The organism is Microbacterium radiodurans, assembly GCF_008710705.1.
In the GTDB taxonomy this organism is placed as follows: domain Bacteria; phylum Actinomycetota; class Actinomycetes; order Actinomycetales; family Microbacteriaceae; genus Microbacterium; species Microbacterium radiodurans.
The window spans coordinates 281811-297829 of sequence record NZ_VYRZ01000003.1 but is presented as its reverse complement, the minus strand read 5'-3'; the positions used below and the strand labels follow the sequence as shown (position 1 = coordinate 297829).

The 16019-nt window shown below is 71.6% G+C and carries 13 protein-coding genes and 1 pseudogene; 4 read left to right on the top strand and 10 right to left on the bottom strand.

Going from position 1 to position 16019, the window contains the following annotated elements; genetic code table 11:
- Nucleotides 1-47 precede the first annotated feature (47 nt).
- The gene (locus tag F6B42_RS11630; RefSeq protein ID WP_191089350.1) at nucleotides 48-830 is read right to left on the bottom strand and encodes an SDR family oxidoreductase; all 783 of its coding nucleotides are present in this window, start codon (nucleotides 828-830) and stop codon (nucleotides 48-50) included.
- A 133-nt stretch (nucleotides 831-963) separates the two neighbouring features.
- Here F6B42_RS11630 and F6B42_RS11625 point away from each other — a divergent pair, with 133 nt between their 5' ends.
- Nucleotides 964-2286: a bifunctional o-acetylhomoserine/o-acetylserine sulfhydrylase gene (locus tag F6B42_RS11625; RefSeq protein WP_150419864.1), complete on the top strand. Its 1323-nt coding sequence runs from the start codon at nucleotides 964-966 to the stop codon at nucleotides 2284-2286.
- Nucleotides 2287-2393: 107 nt separating this feature from the next.
- On the opposite strand, the gene F6B42_RS11620 is transcribed toward F6B42_RS11625, so the two are convergent.
- Nucleotides 2394-3425, bottom strand: a complete 1032-nt coding sequence (locus F6B42_RS11620; protein ID WP_150419863.1) for a TerC family protein — start codon at nucleotides 3423-3425, stop codon at nucleotides 2394-2396.
- Between the two features lie 179 nt (nucleotides 3426-3604).
- Between F6B42_RS11620 and F6B42_RS11615 the strand changes: the two are divergent.
- Both F6B42_RS11615 and metX read left to right on the top strand, forming a co-directional pair.
- Nucleotides 3605-4612 (top strand): annotated as a pseudogene (locus F6B42_RS11615) (DUF2332 family protein).
- 46 nt (nucleotides 4613-4658) lie between these two features.
- The gene (gene metX, locus F6B42_RS11610; RefSeq protein ID WP_150419862.1) at nucleotides 4659-5861 is read left to right on the top strand and encodes a homoserine O-acetyltransferase MetX; all 1203 of its coding nucleotides are present in this window, start codon (nucleotides 4659-4661) and stop codon (nucleotides 5859-5861) included.
- A gap of 9 nt (nucleotides 5862-5870) precedes the next feature.
- Here the strand turns inward: metX and F6B42_RS11605 are convergent, their stop codons facing one another.
- The 4 genes from F6B42_RS11605 to F6B42_RS11590 are packed head-to-tail and all read right to left on the bottom strand — an operon-like array spanning nucleotide 5871 to nucleotide 9559.
- Nucleotides 5871-7106: an MFS transporter gene (locus tag F6B42_RS11605; protein WP_150419861.1), complete on the bottom strand. Its 1236-nt coding sequence runs from the start codon at nucleotides 7104-7106 to the stop codon at nucleotides 5871-5873.
- On the bottom strand, nucleotides 7103-7444 hold the full coding sequence (locus tag F6B42_RS11600; protein ID WP_150419860.1) for a thiamine-binding protein: 342 nt from the start codon (nucleotides 7442-7444) through the stop codon (nucleotides 7103-7105). The genes F6B42_RS11605 and F6B42_RS11600 overlap by 4 nt, the downstream gene beginning before the upstream one ends.
- Nucleotides 7445-7457: 13 nt before the next feature.
- A complete protein-coding gene (locus F6B42_RS11595) occupies nucleotides 7458-8690 on the bottom strand; it encodes a glycosyltransferase 87 family protein (RefSeq protein ID WP_223878468.1) in 1233 nt (410 codons plus the stop codon).
- A gap of 38 nt (nucleotides 8691-8728) precedes the next feature.
- Nucleotides 8729-9559, bottom strand: a complete 831-nt coding sequence (locus tag F6B42_RS11590) for an ADP-dependent NAD(P)H-hydrate dehydratase (protein WP_150419859.1) — start codon at nucleotides 9557-9559, stop codon at nucleotides 8729-8731.
- Between the two features lie 36 nt (nucleotides 9560-9595).
- Here F6B42_RS11590 and F6B42_RS11585 point away from each other — a divergent pair, with 36 nt between their 5' ends.
- A complete protein-coding gene (locus F6B42_RS11585) occupies nucleotides 9596-10663 on the top strand; it encodes an NADH:flavin oxidoreductase/NADH oxidase (RefSeq protein WP_150419858.1) in 1068 nt (355 codons plus the stop codon).
- Nucleotides 10664-10696: 33 nt separating this feature from the next.
- Here the strand turns inward: F6B42_RS11585 and F6B42_RS11580 are convergent, their stop codons facing one another.
- From F6B42_RS11580 to guaB1, 4 genes are all read right to left on the bottom strand, one after another.
- A complete protein-coding gene (locus F6B42_RS11580; RefSeq protein ID WP_150419857.1) occupies nucleotides 10697-11764 on the bottom strand; it encodes a hemolysin family protein in 1068 nt (355 codons plus the stop codon).
- Nucleotides 11761-13086 (bottom strand): hemolysin family protein, encoded by a 1326-nt coding sequence (locus F6B42_RS11575; protein ID WP_150420262.1) that lies wholly within the window; start codon nucleotides 13084-13086, stop codon nucleotides 11761-11763. Before F6B42_RS11575 ends, F6B42_RS11580 begins: the two co-directional genes overlap by 4 nt.
- A gap of 229 nt (nucleotides 13087-13315) precedes the next feature.
- Entirely contained in the window at nucleotides 13316-14284 is a 969-nt protein-coding gene (locus F6B42_RS11570) for a hypothetical protein (RefSeq protein ID WP_150419856.1), read from the bottom strand.
- 215 nt (nucleotides 14285-14499) lie between these two features.
- On the bottom strand, nucleotides 14500-15957 hold the full coding sequence (gene guaB1 / locus F6B42_RS11565) for a GMP reductase (protein WP_150419855.1): 1458 nt from the start codon (nucleotides 15955-15957) through the stop codon (nucleotides 14500-14502).
- Nucleotides 15958-16019: the final 62 nt, after the last annotated feature.

Below are 16019 nucleotides of genomic sequence, written 5' to 3'. Positions count from 1 at the left end.
CCGTCGGCACGGGCGGGAGGCTCGAGCCACGGCCCTCGCCGCGGGAGTCAGCCCTCGGCCCGCGGCGCGAGCGGCCCGCGGGCGAGCAGGTGCTGCGCCGACTGCGCGACCGGTCGCATCGTGACGAGGTCCAGATTGACGTGCGCCGGAGCGTTGAGGGCGAAAGCGATGACGTCGGCGACGTCCTCGGCCACGAGGGGGCTCTCGACGCCCGCGTAGAGGCGGTCCGCCGCATCCTGGTCGCCGCCGAGGCGGTTGCGGGTGAACTCCTCGGTGCGGACCATCCCGGGAGCGATCTCGGTCACGCGGATGGGCTCGCCGTTGAGCTCGAGCCGCAGCGCGTGCACGAGCATCGCCTCCCCCGCCTTCGCCGCGTTGTAGCCGGCGCCGCCGGGGTACGCCGTCTGGGCGGCCGTGGAGGTCACGTAGAGGGTGTCGGCATGGCCGGCGCCGGCCGTGAGCGCGCGACGCAGCAGCGGCAGGAGCGCCGCCGTGAGCAACTGTGCCGAGAGGACGTTCGCCTCGAACATCCACCGCCAGTCCGCCGGATCGCCGTCCTCGACCCGGTCGGCACCGCGCGCGCCGCCCGCGACGTGGACGAGCGCGTGGACATCGCCCGACGCCTCCAGGTGAGCGCGCAGCGCCGCGACGTCGGCCTCGCTGCTCAGATCCGCCGCGAAGGATGCCGAGCCCACCTCGGCATCGAGGGCTTCGAGCCGCTCGGCTCGACGCGCCACACCGACGACGTCCCATCCGGACGCGCGCAGGGCGCGCACCACCGCCTCGCCGATCCCCGAGCTGGCACCGGTCACCACTGCGCGTCGCGTCATCCCCCCACCGTAGCCCGCAGGGCCGGTGGAGCAGGTTACGTCCCATGTCCCCCGCGTTGTCGAGCAACGGCGGCGTCCGTACGCTCGGAGACGGCCGGCGCCCGCCGCCTCTTCCGACCCGATGGAGCCCCGCATGTCCGACACCGAGAACTGGCGCTTCGAGACGAAGCAGATCCACACCGGCGCCGCGCCCGACCCTGTCACGAAGGCTCGCGCAACGCCGATCTACCAGACCACGTCCTATGTGTTCGACAACTCCGACCACGCCGCGAACCTGTTCGCCCTGGCCGAGTTCGGCAACATCTACACGCGCATCCAGAACCCCACCCAGGACGTCGTCGAGCAGCGCCTCGCGGCGCTCGAAGGGGGCACGGGCGCCCTCCTCGTGGCATCCGGGCAGGCGGCCGAGACCTTCGCGATCCTCAACATCGCGCAAGCGGGCGACCACTTCGTCTCGTCGAGCTCGATCTACGGCGGCACCTACAACCTCTTCAAGTACACCCTCGCCAAACTGGGCATCGAGGTGACCTTCGTCGAGAACCAGGACGACCTCGAGGAGTGGCGACGCGCGGTCCGTCCGAACACCAAGCTGTTCTTCGGCGAGACGATCGGCAACCCGCAGATCAACGTGCTCGACATCGCCGGCGTCGCGGGCGTCGCGCACGAGGCCGGCGTCCCGCTGATCGTCGACAACACGATCGCCACCCCGTACCTCATCCGTCCGTTCGAGCACGGCGCCGACATCGTCGTGCACTCCGCGACGAAGTTCCTCGGCGGCCACGGCACCGTCATCGGCGGCGTCATCGTGGACGGCGGCCGCTTCGCCTGGTCCGAGAACGTCGAGAAGTTCCCCGGCCTGACCGAGCCCGACCCCTCGTACCACGGCGCCTCGTACACGACCGCCGTCGGCGACGGACTCGCCTACGTCATCAAGGCCCGCGTGCAGCTGCTCCGCGACCTCGGCGCCGCGATCTCGCCGCAGAGCGCCTGGCTCCTCATCCAGGGCATCGAGACGCTCTCGCTGCGCATCGAGCGGCACGTGCAGAACGCGCAGGAGATCGCCGAATGGCTCGAGGGCCACGACGACATCGCCTCGGTGAACTATTCGGGCCTTCCCACCTCGCCCTGGTACGCCGCGGCGAACAGGTACGCCCCGAAGGGTGTGGGCGCCGTGCTGTCGTTCGAGCTCAAGGGCGGCGTCGGCGCCGGCCGCGCGTTCGTCGACGCGCTGACGCTCTTCAGCCATCTCGCGAACATCGGCGACGTCCGCTCGCTGGTCATCCACCCGGCCTCCACCACGCACTCGCAGCTGACGCCCGAGCAGCAGCTGACGAGCGGCGTCACGCCGGGCCTCGTCCGCCTCTCGGTGGGCCTCGAGAACATCGACGACCTGAAGGCCGACCTCGAGCAGGCGCTCGCGGTCGCCCGCAACGTCAGCGAGGCCGCGCGCGCCTGAGTTCCCTCCTCAGAACGACCGGATGCCCCGGCCCCACCTCCGCGGTGGGCCGGGGCATCCGTCGTTTCACCCTCCGGCCAGCCCTCGCGAGCTGTGCCGGGGGCGTGTCAGTCGGCGTCGGAGGCCGTGGTGATCTCTTCGCCCTGCACCTGCTCGCGGTCGCCCTTGGCCCGGTCGCCGCGGGTCTTGCGGAGGCTGGCGATGGTGGCGACGGCGACGGTGGCGGCGATGAACAGCAGCGAGAACCAGATCGGGATCTCGGGCACCCACAGCAGCGGCTCGCCGCCGTTGATGAAGGGCAGCTCGTTCACGTGCAGCGCGTGGAACACGAGCTTCACGCCGATGAAGGCGAGGATGACCGCGAGCCCCTGCGCGAGGTAGACGAGGCGCTCGAGCAGTCCGCCGATGAGGAAGAACAGCTGGCGAAGACCCATCAGGGCGAAGGCGTTGGCGGTGAAGACGATGTACGCCTCGTTCGTCAGACCGTAGATCGCCGGGATCGAGTCGACGGCGAAGACGAGGTCGATGAAGCCGATCGCGATGATGACGAGCAGCATCGGGGTGACGAATCGTTTGCCGTTCTTCTTCACGGTGAGCTTGTCGCTGTTGTACTCGTCCGTCACGGGCAGGTGCCGACGGACGAACCGCATGAACTTGCCGTTGGCCGGGTCGGAGTCGCCGTGCGAGAACGCCTGGCGGTACGCGAGGAAGAGCAGCAGCGCACCGAAGATGTAGAAGATCCACGAGAAGTTGTCGATCAGCGCCGCACCGATGGCGATGAAGGCGCCGCGCATGATGAGGGCGATCACGATGCCGATCATCAGCACCTTCTGCTGGTACTTCTTCGGTACCGCGAACCCGGTCATGATGATGAGGAATACGAAGAGGTTGTCGATCGACAGCGCCTTCTCCGTCAGGTAGCCGGCGAAGTACTCGCCCGCGAAGACCCAGCCCCAGCCGGGCACGAACCCGATGACGACGCCGAAGATGAGCGCGAGGCCGATGTAGAAGGCCGACCAGCGCGCCGATTCGGCGATCGTCGGCTCGTGCGGCGTGCGCACGTGCGCGAAGAACTCGTACACGAAGAAGGCGATGGTCACCGCGATGGTGATGATCCAGACGAGCGGAGTGATATCCACGAAGGCTCCAAGGGGTCGACAGTAGCGAACGGCCAGGTCTCCTTCATCCCCGGAGGGACCGGCGTCCCGGAACCCGACGTCGGGTTCGTAATGACGAGATCGCCGCAGGCGGAAGTACTCCCCTTGCTTCGACGTATCCTACGCGACGATCCGGGCGCCGGACGTCCTAGCCTGTTGCCATGGACGCGGATGTCGCTCGTCGCTACCATTCCTTCGCCGCCTGGACCGCCGGCAGCTCGCCGCTGTACGCGGCGTGGGCCGAGGGCGTCGCCCGCGATGCGGAGCTCACGGATCGCATCGGACGGCTGAGCGAGCGCGAAGGGCAACCCAACCTGGTCTTCGCGGCGGCACGGTGGGTGGGATGCGGCCTCGATCCCTTCCCGCGGTAGCGCGAGCGCGTTCTCGCCGCGTGGGACGACCTCGTCCAGGTCGCCGCCACCCGGCGCACCCAGACGAACGAGGCCGGACGATGCGCCACGCTGCTGCCGGTGCTCGCCGGCATCCCGGGGCCGATCGCCCTGCTCGAGACGGGCGCGGCGGCCGGCCTCTGCCTGTTCCCCGACCGCTATGCGTACTCCTACGACACACCCGCCGGCGCGCGGGAGATCGCTCCGGACACGAGTGCCCGCGGCATCCCCCTCCTCCCCTGCCGCCTCGATGACGTCGTTTCCGCGCCGCGGCGGATGCCGGAGGTCATCTGGCGCGCCGGGATCGACCTCTCCCCGATCGATGTGACGGACGCCGAGGCGGTCGCGTGGCTCGAGACGCTGATCTGGCCGGGTTCGGTGCACGACGACCGCGTCGCACGCCTGCGCGCCGCCGTCGCCGTCGCCCGCGCCGACCCGCCGCGCATCGAGGCCGGCGACATCCTCGACCGCCTGGAGGAGGTCGCCGCTCAGAGCCCGCCGGACGCGACGCTCGTCGTGTTCCACAGCGCCGTGCTGCTCTACCTCGACGCCGAGGAGCGGCGGCGCTTCGCCGATCTCGTGGACGGGCTCGGCGCACGGATCGGGCGGCGTGTGCTGTGGCTGTCGAACGAGACCGCCGGCACGCTCGCCGAGATCGACGACCGGATGCCGCCGGGCCTCGACCCCACGGGGAGCTTCGTCCAGACCGTCGACGGCATCCCGGTCGCCCTCGCCGGTCAGCATGGCGGGACGTACGAGGTGTCGCCGTTCCGGCTGTGACGTAACACGCGGGCGACGACCGCGGCCGCACGGAAGAATGGCTGTCATGGATTGGCAGACCTCCGAGGACACGGTGCCGAGCGCGCCGATCACGGAGGCCGACGCCCGGCTCCTGCGCGGACGACCGCCGACGACGGGTGCCTGGCGGGACGGGGATCCGGTCGGCGACCGGCGGTTCGCCTCGTTCGGCGCGTTCGAGACCGAGAGCGGACGCTCGCTGCCGTCCTTCCGCCTGGCCTACGAGACCTGGGGGGAGCTGTCGCCGTCGCGCGACAACGCGGTGCTCATCCTCCACGCCCTCACCGGCGACAGTCACGTGCGCGGCGACGCGCGCCCCGGTCACGCCACCGCCGGCTGGTGGGACGACATCGTCGGTCCGGGCGCGGCGATCGACACCGACCGGTGGTTCGTCGTCGCCCCGAACATGCTCGGCGGGTGCCAGGGGTCGACGGGCCCGTCGTCGATCGCGACGGACGGCTACGAATGGGGCGCTCGCTTCCCGCATCTGACGATCCGCGATCAGGTCGCCGCGCAGGCGCGTCTCGCGGATGCCCTCGGCATCGACACCTGGGCGGCCGTCGTGGGGGGATCGATGGGCGGCATGCACGCGATCGAGTGGGGCGTCGGCCATCCCGAGCGCGTCGAACGTCTCGCCGTCCTCGCCGCCCCGCCGATCAACACGGCCGATCAGATCGCGCTGAACTCGGTGCAGCTCGAGGCGATCCGGATCGACCCGCGCTTCCAGGGGGGCGATTACTACGACGCCGGCGACGGCGACGGGCCGCACCGCGGCCTGGCGCTCGCACGGCGGATGGCGCTCCTCAACTACCGCAGCCCCACCGAGCTCAACCTGCGGTTCTCACGGACGTGGCAGTCCGACAAGAGCCCGCTCGGCCACGGCGGCCGGTTCGCCGTCGAGAGCTATCTGGACTTCCACGGCAACAAGTTCACGCGCCGATTCGACGCGAACAGCTACATCACGCTCGTCGAGGCGATGAACTCGCACGACGTGGGCCGCGACCGCGGGGGCGTCGAGGACGCCCTGTCACGCGTGACCGCGCGGACGCTCGTCCTCGGCATCGACTCGGACCGACTGTTCCCCGTCGAGGGCCAGCACCGGATCGCCCGCGGCATCCACTCGACCATCGACGACGGCGCCGTCGTCATCGGCAGCGACTTCGGGCACGACGGCTTCCTCATCGAGACCGGCGTCGTCGGCGGGCACTTGCGCCGCCTCCTGGACACCTGACGACCCCGCTCAGCGACGGACGGTCACCGGCGGGGATTGCCGCCTCGGTGTGCGCGCCTCGACGGCGAAACTCGCCCACGCGATGACGAGTCCGCCGGCGGCCAGGACGACGCCGACCCAGACGGGCGCGACGAAGCCGAGGCCGGCCGCGATGACCGCGCCGCCGAGCGCCGCGCCGAGGGCGTTCCCCATGTTCAGCGCGGAGTGGTTCAGAGCCGCCGCGATCGACTGATTGTCGCCCGCGACGTCCATGAGCCGGGTCTGGATCGTGGGGCTCAGCGCCGACGAGAAGAACCCGACGGCGAAGACGAACAGACCGACCGTCACGATCCATCCCGCCGTGACCGCCAGGAGCGCCTGGACGAGCGCGAGCGCAACGAGGCCGCCGAGGAGGCTTCGCTTGAGGTCGCGATCGGCGAGCCTGCCGCCGACGAGATTGCCGATCGTCATGCCGAGTCCGGCGACCACCAGGACGATCGGCACCGCCCACTCGGGCGATCCGGCCGCTTCGGTCACGAGGGTGGCGACGTAGCTGTAGACCGCGAAGAACCCGCCGAATCCGACGGCGCCGATGCCGAGGGCGAACCACACCTGGCCGATGCGGAAGACACGGAGCTCAGCGCGGAGCGTCCGGGACGGCTCGCCGGCGTGATGCGGGACCGTGAGCGCGATGGCGACGGTGGCCGCCGCGAAGATGACCACGACGAGGAGGAACGCCGCCCGCCAGCCGAACTGCTGGCCGAGGAAGGTGCCGAGCGGCACCCCCACGACGTTCGCGATGGTGAGCCCCGTGAGCACGAAGGCGACGCCCTGCGCGCGCTTGCCCGGGCCGAGCACGTCCGCGGCGACGAGCGCGCCGATACCGAAATAGGCGCCGTGCGGCAGGCCCGCCAGAAAGCGCGAGGCGGCCACGAGCTCGAACGAGGGCAGCACCAGCGTCAGCGCGTTGCCGAGGGTGAGCGCGAGCGCCAGGAAGACCATCACCCGATGCCGCGGGTACTTCGCCACGGTTCCGGCGATGGTCGGCGCACCCACGACGACACCCGCTGCGTACAGCGTGATGAGCCAGCCCGACTGCGCGATGGCGCCCTCGGAGTCGACGCTCCAGCGCGTCGGCAGCAGTTCCCGCGCGATGTCGGGGAGCAGACCCATGACGACGAACTCCGTCATGCCGATGCCGAAGCTGCCGATGGCGAGGGCGAACAGCGCCCAGCGGGCCGTGGCGCGGGTTGCGGGAGTTGTCACTCCGGGAGCGTAGTCCGCGCCGCAGCATTCTGTCGAATCGATTCGAGCGCTCCCTCGAGGCGCTCGACCTTCGCCTCGATCTCGCCCGTGTAGCCCGGACGGATGTCGGCTTTCAGCACGAGCGAGACGCGCGAGCCGAACGGCATCACGGCCTCCGTCGCGCGCTTGACGACGTCCATCACCTCGTCCCACTCCCCCTCGACCTCGGTGAACATCGAGCTCGTGCGATGCGGGAGCCCCGATGCGCGGACGACGGCCACCGCCGCAGCGACCGCGTCGTGGACGGAGCCGTCGGCGCGGCCGGTGCCGCTGGGTGCGACGGAGAAGGCGATGAGCATGGGGAACCTCGTCTCAGGGGCGGGTGGAGAGCGGAAGGGATGCCGGTTGCCGCACCGGAACGCGCGCGAGCCGCACCACGGCCCACACCGCGAGCCCGAGCAGCAGGACGTTCCGCACGGTCAGGACGACGACCCCCGCCGGCTGCGCGGCGAGGACGTCGTTGTACAGGATCGGATACACGAGCTGGGTCAGACCGCACAGCACCAGCACGAGGGCGCCGAGCCCGGTCCACCGCCGCCGATCGAGCGTCAGCCCCAGCACCACCGGCGGGATCAGCCAGCACAGGTACTGGGGCGAGCCCACCTTGTTGAGGGCGATGAACGCGGCGACGACGGCGAGCGCGGCGATCGGGAGCAGGCGCGCCGTCGAGGCGCCCCGCCCGGCCTTCACCGACGCCAGGGCGGCGACGGCGCCGACGCCGAGCACGAGGATCGGGGTCATCGCCGCGATCACGGCGTCGATGTCGGTGCCGGTGACCTGGAAGGTCAGGATGTCGCGGGAGTAGTAGACGGTGAAGCCCGGCAGACCTAGGAGAGCCCGCCAGAGGTACACCGAGCTCACCGGCGCCTCGACCTGCAGCCCGCGGGTGGTCTGATCGCCGATGAAGCCGAACGCGTGACCGGCGCCGCCGGCGACGACGACCGCGACGAGGGTCAGCACCGACACGATCATCCCCGCGCCCACGAGCGCCCAGCGGCGGCGGACGGCGATCACGGCGGCGACGAGCACGGCAGCCGGCCAGACCTTGATCCAGGTGGCGACGGCGAGCAGGATGCCGGCGAGCCAGGGCCGGCCGCGCAGCCAGAGTCCCGCGAGCACGACGAGGGCGACCGTCACCGCGTCGAGACGGTAGAGGCCGACCGGACCGAGGAGCAGGATCGCGGCCAGCCAGAACCACGCGGCCGCGACCCGGCCCCGCGAGCGCGCCGCGCCGAGAAGCAGGGCGAAGGCGACGGCATCCACGAGGGTGACGAGGATCGCCCAGCCGATCGTGTAGCCCGCGATCCATGCGAATGCATGAGCAAGGACCATCGGCACGAGCGCGAGCTGCGGGTAGACCCAGTCGGAGTCGATCCCCACGACGCCGCCGCCGTCGAGCGCGGCGGTCGACCACGGCTCGTAGACGAGGTAGACGTCGCCCATCGGCTGATTGGGCATCACGAACCCGAGCGTCAGGACGAGGGCATGGACGAGCGCGAAAGCGGTCCAGAGCGCGGCCCGACGCCCGTTCCTCGCTGACAGCACCGTCACATCCTATGGGGAGCGCGTCGAGCGCCTCCGGGTCAGCGGGCGTCGCCGGCGAGGAGCCCTCCGACCACGGCCGACACGGATCCCGCGAGATCGAGGGCCGTCAGCGGCCCCGGCGCGCACGCGCGCGCCGCACGTCCGTGCAGGTCCGCCGCCGCCGCGGCGATGGGACCGAGGGCCTCCGCGTCGAGGTCGCGGCGGGCGCCGCGCGCGGCCACGAGCGCGCCGAGGATGCCGCCGAGCACATCGCCGGTGCCGGCGGTCGCGAGCCAGCCGGTTCCGGCACGGACCACCACCGTCCAGCCGCCGGGGGTGGCGACGATCGTCTCGGCGCCCTTGAGGAGCACCGTGATCCCCGCGGCGGACGCGGTCTCGCGCGCGGCCGCGACGCGGTCGCTCCCGGAGGCACCGAGCCCCAGCGCGTCCCGGAGCTTCTCGTGCTCGCTCCGGTGCGGAGTGACGACGATCGGGGCGGAGGCCTCGGCGACGAGGTCGAGCGCGCCGGCGTCCACGACGACCGGCAGCTCGCCGTGCAGCAGCTCGGTCAGGCGTGCGGTCTCGGCCGCCGGCCTCGTGTCGGGGGCTGTTCCCGAGCCGATGAGCCAGGCCTGGACACGGCCCGGCGTCGTCACGGTCTCGGGGCGACGCTGGAGCACGAGATCGGCCGCGCGGTCGGGCCCGAGGTAGCGGACCATGCCGATGCCGGTGCGCCAGGCGGCTTCGACACCCAGCACCGCGGCCCCGGGATACTCCCGCGAGCCGGTGCGCACACCGAGCACCCCGCGGGAATACTTGTGGTCCTCGGCAGTTGGCTCACGCAGGAGCGCGGCCGTATCGCCCGCATCCCACTCGTGGATCTCGACCATGGCGCCACGATACCGGCGCCGGACAGGAGCCCGGCCGTGAGCCAGCTGTTCAGCCCCCTGACCGTTCGCGGTCTGACCCTGCGCAATCGCCTGTGGGTCGCGCCCATGTGCCAGTACTCGGCGCAGGACGGCCTGCCGAACGACTGGCACTACGTGCATCTCGCGCAGTTCGCCTCCGGCGGCGCCGGTCTCGTCGTCGCCGAGGCGACCGCGGTCGTGCCCGAGGGGCGCATCACCCCCGAGGACGCCGGCCTCTGGAACGACGCACAGCGCGACGCCTGGACGCCCATCGTCGCCGCCGTGCACGCGCGTGGTGCGGCCGCCGGCATCCAGCTCGCGCATGCCGGACGCAAGGCGTCGACCTTCTCGCCGTTCTCGGGATCGCGTGGAAGCGTGCCCGCCGATCAGGGCGGCTGGACGACCCGGGCGCCCTCAGCCGTCGCCTTCGACGGTTATGCGACGCCGCAGGAGTTGACCGCCGCCGAGATCGACGAGCTCGTCGCGGCATTCGCCTCCGCCGCGGTCCGCGCCGCCCGGGCCGGGTTCGACGTGCTCGAGATCCACGCCGCGCACGGGTACCTGCTCCACGAGTTCCTCTCGCCGCTGTCGAACCGGCGGTCGGACGCGTACGGCGGCTCGCTCGAGAACCGCGCCCGGCTGCTGCTCCGCATCGTCTCGGCGGTGCGGGATGCCGCACCCGACGCGCCCCTGTTCGTGCGCTTCTCGGCGACCGACTGGGCCGAGGGCGGGTGGGACGTCGCCGAGACCGCGACGGTGAGCGCCTGGGTCCGCGCAGCCGGCGCCGACCTCCTCGACATCTCCAGCGGCGGGCTCGTCGCGCACCAGGAGATCACGACCGGACCGGGCTACCAGGTGCCGTTCGCGCGCGAGATCCGTCGAGCGGTCGATGCCCCGGTGAGCGCCGTCGGCGAGATCACCTCGGGAGCGCAGGCCGAGCAGATCCTCTCCTCCGGCGACGTCGACGCGATCATGGCCGGGCGCGAGTGGCTGCGCGACCCCCACTTCGGTCTGCGAGCCGCGGACGAACTCGGCGCCGACCCCGCCGTCTGGCCGCCGCAGTACGAGCGGGCTCGCCGCCGTTGACGCGAGCCCGCCGACCCGCACCGCTCGCGGGGGTCAGCGCGGCGTGCGACGCGTCGCGTCGTGGACCTCGCCGACGAGCTCTTCGATGATGTCCTCGAGGAAGAGCACCGCGGTCGTGCGGCCCTGACCGTCGCGGACCTGAGCGAGGTGCCGGCTCGAGCGCCGCATCAGGGCGAGCGCGTCCTCGAGGTCGGTCGTCTCCGACACCGGCACCATCAGGTGGATGCGCTTCGCCTTGATCGGCTCGCTCGCCCGTCGCGCCCCGGCGGAGCCGTCGGCCGGCTCGGCCTCGCGCAGGATGTCCTTCAAGTGCACGTACCCGACGGGCTGGCCCTCGTCGTCGACGATCACGTAGCGCGAGAAGCCGTGCCGGACGACGGCGCGCTCGACGTCGTCCGGGGTGGCCGACTCGGGCAGTGTCACGAGGTCGCCGAGCGGCACCGCGACATCCTTCGCCTTCTTGTCGGTGAACTCCACGACCGCCGCGACCGTCCCCGAGACGTCGTCGAGCACGCCCTCGATGCGCGAGGTCGCGACGATCGTCGCCACCTCGTCGAGCGTGTACGTCGACGTCGCCTCGTCCTTCGGCTCGACCCGGAACAGGCGCACGGTGTGGTTGGCGATCCAGTTCAGCGTCACGATGATCGGGTAGAAGAGCTGCGACACCCACTTCAGCGGCGTGGCGAGCACGAGGACGGCCCGGTCCGGCAGCGAGAACGCGAGGTTCTTCGGCACCATCTCGCCGAAGACGACGTGCAGGTACGACACGACAACGAGCGCCACGATGAAGGCCGCCACGTCGACGGCGGCCTCGCCCCAGCCCGTCAGTCCGAGCGGGACGGCCAGCAGGTGGTGGATCGCCGGCTCCGAGACGTTCAGGATGAGCAGCGAGCAGATGGTGATGCCGAGCTGGCAGGTCGCGAGCATGAGGGTCGCGTGCTCCATCGCCCACAGCGCGGTCTTCGCGGCGCGGGACCCCTTGTCGGCGAGGGGCTCGATCTGAGATCGACGCGCCGAGATGACGGCGAACTCCGAACCCACGAAGAACGCGTTGAAGGCCAGCAGCACCACGAGCCAGACGATTCCCGCCCAATCGCTCATCGCTGCTCACCTCCCTCGGGGGCGCCGGCCGGCAGCGGGTTCGGCTCGAACCGCACCCGGTCGACGCGTCGCCCGTCCATCCGCTGCACGACCAGGGTGCCGTCCTCGATGACGACGCTGTCGCCGACGAGTGGGATGCGTTCGAGCTCGCTCATGATGAATCCGCCGACGGTGTCGTAGATGTCCCCGTCCGGAACGCGGATGCCGGTGCGGTCGAGCACCTCGTCGGGCCGCAGCTCGGCCGGGAACACGATGCCCCCGGCCACGCGGATGACACCGGCGCGGCTGCGGTCGTGCTCATCGAGCACCTCGCCGACGATCTCCTCCACCAGGTCCTCGAGCGTCACGACGCCGGCGGTGCCGCCGTACTCGTCGACGACGACGGCCATCTGGTAGCCGCGGGCGCGCAGCTCGCCGAGGACCGCGTCGAGATGGACCGCCTCGGGCACGCGCAACGGCTCCTCGGCGACCGCCGCTGCCGGCACGTCGGCGCGACGCTCGCGCGGCACGCTGACCGCCTGCTTGAGGTGCACGATCCCGGTGATGTCATCGAGCGATTCGTCGTAGACCGGGAACCGGCTGTGGCCGGTGCGGCGGGCGAGCTGGATGACCGTCTCGACGCTGTCGCCCGCGGCGACGGCGTGCAGGCTCGGGCGCGGCGTCATGACGTCGGCGGTGGTCAGGCGGGCGAAGGTGAGCGAACGGTCCAGCAGAGACGCGGTGTCCTCCTCGAGGACGCCGGCGCTGGCCGAGCGCCGGACGAGGCTCGAGAGCTCCTCGGCGGTCCGTGCCCCGGAGAGCTCCTCCTTGGGCTCGACGCCCATCGAGCGGAGCACGCCGTTGGCGCTGCCGTTGAGCACCGTCACCGCCGGACGGAAGACCGTTGTGAACAGGGTCTGGAAGGGGATGACCAGCTTGGCCGTCTGCCGCGGCACGGCGAGCGCGAAGTTCTTGGGGACGAGCTCGCCCAGGATCATGGAGAACACGGTCGCGATCGCGACGCCGACGACCGCCGCGACGGGGCGCGACACGGTCTCGTCCCAACCCCATCCCTCGAACACGGGGCTCAGCAGGTTCGAGATCGCCGGCTCCATCGTGTAACCCGTGAGCAGCGTCGTCAGGGTGATGCCCAGCTGCGCGCTCGAGAGGTGCGTCGAGGTGATGCGCAGAGCGCTGATCGTCAGCGACAGCCGGCTCTCGCCCGCTGTCCGACGAGCTTCGAGGTCGGCTCGGTCGAGATTCACGAGCGCGAACTCGCTCGCCACGAACAGACCCGTTCCCACGGTGAGCAGCAGCCCCACGCCCAGCATGACGTAATCCATCACGCGTCACCCCCGATCGAACGGGAGGCGGGTCGGTGGGGCGAGCGTCTGCGACTAGGGGGGTCGTCCATCGTGCGCACGATCTTACGCCTGCGCGGGCGCGCCCACGCGTGCGAGCGCCTTCCGGCTCGGGTCGCCGGGCGCCCGGCTTCCGGCGTAGTTCTTCACGTCGAGCGCGCATCTTTCCGCGCTCGACGTGCGGACGCGCGCCCCATCCCCGGCCACCTGCTCAGCGTCCGGGTCGCGGGCGACTCGACGGCAGGCCGTCGCCGCGCAGGATGTCGTAAAGCAGGCGCGGATGTCGGAGGTGCGGCATCCGCCATCGCGACACCGCGCGCACCTGTCGCCGCAGCGCGTCGCCCCGATCCTTCTCGGCCAGGAGCACGGCCTGGGGCGAGCGACCGCCGCGCAGCTCCGGGTCGAAGTACTTTCCGGCGCCGTCGAACTCGCCGATCTGCCGATGGTCCGGCCACCAGAAGTCGGCGTACGCCGTGCCGGCGTCCCCGACGGAGAACCGCTGCTGCAGGATCGGCGCCGGGAAGCCCAGCCGATCGATGAGCACGCGGCTCTCGGACTCGCGCACACTGTCCGCCAGATCGGTCGCGAACGCCGCGACGGCCGTGACACGTGCGTGCGCACGACCGGTGTACGCGGATGCCGCGATCTCGAGCTCGTCGCGGGAGCACAGCGGCCCGGCGGCGCGGTCCGCGTGCGGTCGGCGAGCCCAGAGCGCTTGGTCGGCGATCACGACCCCCGCCGTGAACGGGGCGATCGACGCGAGATCGACGACCGTCCGCGCGGGCGTCGTCACGAAATGATCTCCCCACGGCACGACGTCTCCCGCCGAGAGAGGACGTCGATGCCGTCGGATCCGGCCCGAGGACCCGGCCGCTCCCGGAATCGTGACGTCGATGTGCTCGGGCCAGGGCAGGACGTGGTCGATCCCGAGCACCGCGGCGGCAGCGAAGTGCGAGAACACCGCCCCAGGCGCGAGCCGGATGGTCGCCTCCCATACCCGCTGAGCGTGCTGGGCGATCGGCGTCAGCTCTCGCCATCGGCTCGTCGTCGCGAGAGAGCCCGGCGCGATGCGGGTGGCGGCCCCCGATCGGATCGCTCTCGTCAGGTCGCGCGCCGGAACATCGTGGGCTTCGCGTCGCCGGAGGACGTGCGATGAGGGCGGCTCGATCATCCAGGTCATCCCCGCAGTGTCGTCGCCGGCGCGGCGCGGCGGCTCGGCCACCGAGACACCTGGGGAGGCGTCCGGGGTCGATCGCGTCGGGGAGGACAGGCTCCTCGCGGCTGCGGCCGTGCGTCAGGCGCAGTTCTGCGCATCGGGCGCGAAAACAACTGCGCTCGACGTGCAGAAGTGCGCCCCGTCCCCCCGGCTGCCGGCCCCATCGGGGGTCACCCGCGTCACCAGCTGACCGGAAGCGCCTTGCCCTCCTCGTAGCCTGCTGCCGACTGCAGCCCGACGGTCGCCCGGTCATGGAACTCTGCGACGCTCGCGGCGCCGGCGTAGGTGAACGATGAGCGCACGCCCGACGTGATCATGTCGAGCAGATCCTCGACACCCGGGCGAAGCGGATCGAGGTAGATCCGCGACGACGAGATCCCCTCGGCGAAGAGCTCCTTGCGGGCGCGCTCGTACGCCTCGAGCCGGTCGAAACGACCGACGACGGCCTTCGTCGAGGCCATCCCCCACGACTCCTTGTAGACACGGCCGTCGTCGTCGGTCCGGATCGGACCGGGAGACTCGATGGTCCCGGCGAACCACGAACCGATCATGACGGATGCCGCACCCGCCGCCAGGGCGAGCGCCACGTCGCGCGGGTACCGCACGCCGCCGTCGGCCCAGACGTGCGCACCGAGCTCCGCCGCCGCCTGGGCGGTCTCGAGGACCGCCGAGAACTGCGGACGCCCGACCGCCGTCATCATGCGCGTCGTGCACATCGCGCCGGGCCCGACGCCGACCTTGAGGATCGACGCGCCCGCCTCGACGAGGTCGCGCACCCCGTCGGCGGTGACGATGTTCCCCGCGACGATCGGGAGGCCGAGATCCGCCGCCGCCACCTCGCGGAGGGCTCGCAGCATCCCGTCCTGGTGCCCGTGCGCCGTGTCGACCACGAGCACGTCGACCCCGGCGGCGGCGAGCGCGCGAGCCTTCGCGGCCGCGTCGCCGTTGATGCCGATGGCCGCCGCAACGAGGAGGCGCCCGTCGGCGTCGACCGCGGGCCGGTAGATGGCCGACCGCAGCGCGCTCCGGCGCGAGAGGGTGCCGACGAGCTCGCCGTGGCGGATGACGCACACGACCGGCACGCCGGCCGCGTCGATGAGGTCGAACGCCGCCCGGGCGTCGGGCACGTCGTCGGCGTCGATGGCGGTCGCCCGATCGCGCACGAGGTCGCCGAGCCGGGCATCGGGCAGGGCCGTGCCCAGCCGCGACGCCGGCACGATGCCGACGACGTCGTCGATCCGCAGCGGCCGCCGCTCGGGGTCGGCGACGACGATTCCGTGTCCGTCGAGCGAAGGCAGGACGCGGGCGGCCTCGGCGACCGTCGACGCGGGACTCATGACGCGCGGAGTGTCCCACGAGACCGGCTGATCCTTGACCCAGCGGATCGCGGCATCCAATTCCTGCAGCGGCATATCCTGCGGCAGGACGCCGAGGCCGCCGCGGCGGGCGAGGGTGGCCGCGAGCCACGGACCCGTGACCGAGTTCATGTTCGAAGACACGAGTGGGATCGTCGCGGCCGTGCCGTCACCGGGCGACAGGTCGACGTCGAGGCGGCTGGTCACCGCGGAGCGCCGCGGCACCAGGAAGACGTCGGAATAGGTCAGGTCGACCGCGGGCTGAGCTCCGGAGAAACGCATGTCCACCACGCTACGCCGAGCGGGCCGTCGGCAGCCCGGACCCGGTTCGGGCCCCGCCATTG

Bases quoted from the DNA above. Each gene is read 5' to 3' on its own strand.
- F6B42_RS11630 (WP_191089350.1), bottom strand. From the start codon at position 830: ATGACGCGACGCGCAGTGGTGACCGGTGCCAGCTCGGGGATCGGCGAG.
- F6B42_RS11625 (WP_150419864.1), top strand. From the start codon at position 964: ATGTCCGACACCGAGAACTGGCGCTTCGAGACGAAGCAGATCCACACC.
- metX (WP_150419862.1), top strand. From the start codon at position 4,659: ATGGATTGGCAGACCTCCGAGGACACGGTGCCGAGCGCGCCGATCACG.
- F6B42_RS11600 (WP_150419860.1), bottom strand. From the start codon at position 7,444: ATGCTCATCGCCTTCTCCGTCGCACCCAGCGGCACCGGCCGCGCCGAC.
- F6B42_RS11590 (WP_150419859.1), bottom strand. From the start codon at position 9,559: ATGGTCGAGATCCACGAGTGGGATGCGGGCGATACGGCCGCGCTCCTG.
- F6B42_RS11580 (WP_150419857.1), bottom strand. From the start codon at position 11,764: ATGAGCGATTGGGCGGGAATCGTCTGGCTCGTGGTGCTGCTGGCCTTC.
- F6B42_RS11575 (WP_150420262.1), bottom strand. From the start codon at position 13,086: ATGGATTACGTCATGCTGGGCGTGGGGCTGCTGCTCACCGTGGGAACG.
- F6B42_RS11570 (WP_150419856.1), bottom strand. From the start codon at position 14,284: ATGACCTGGATGATCGAGCCGCCCTCATCGCACGTCCTCCGGCGACGC.
- guaB1 (WP_150419855.1), bottom strand. From the start codon at position 15,957: ATGCGTTTCTCCGGAGCTCAGCCCGCGGTCGACCTGACCTATTCCGAC.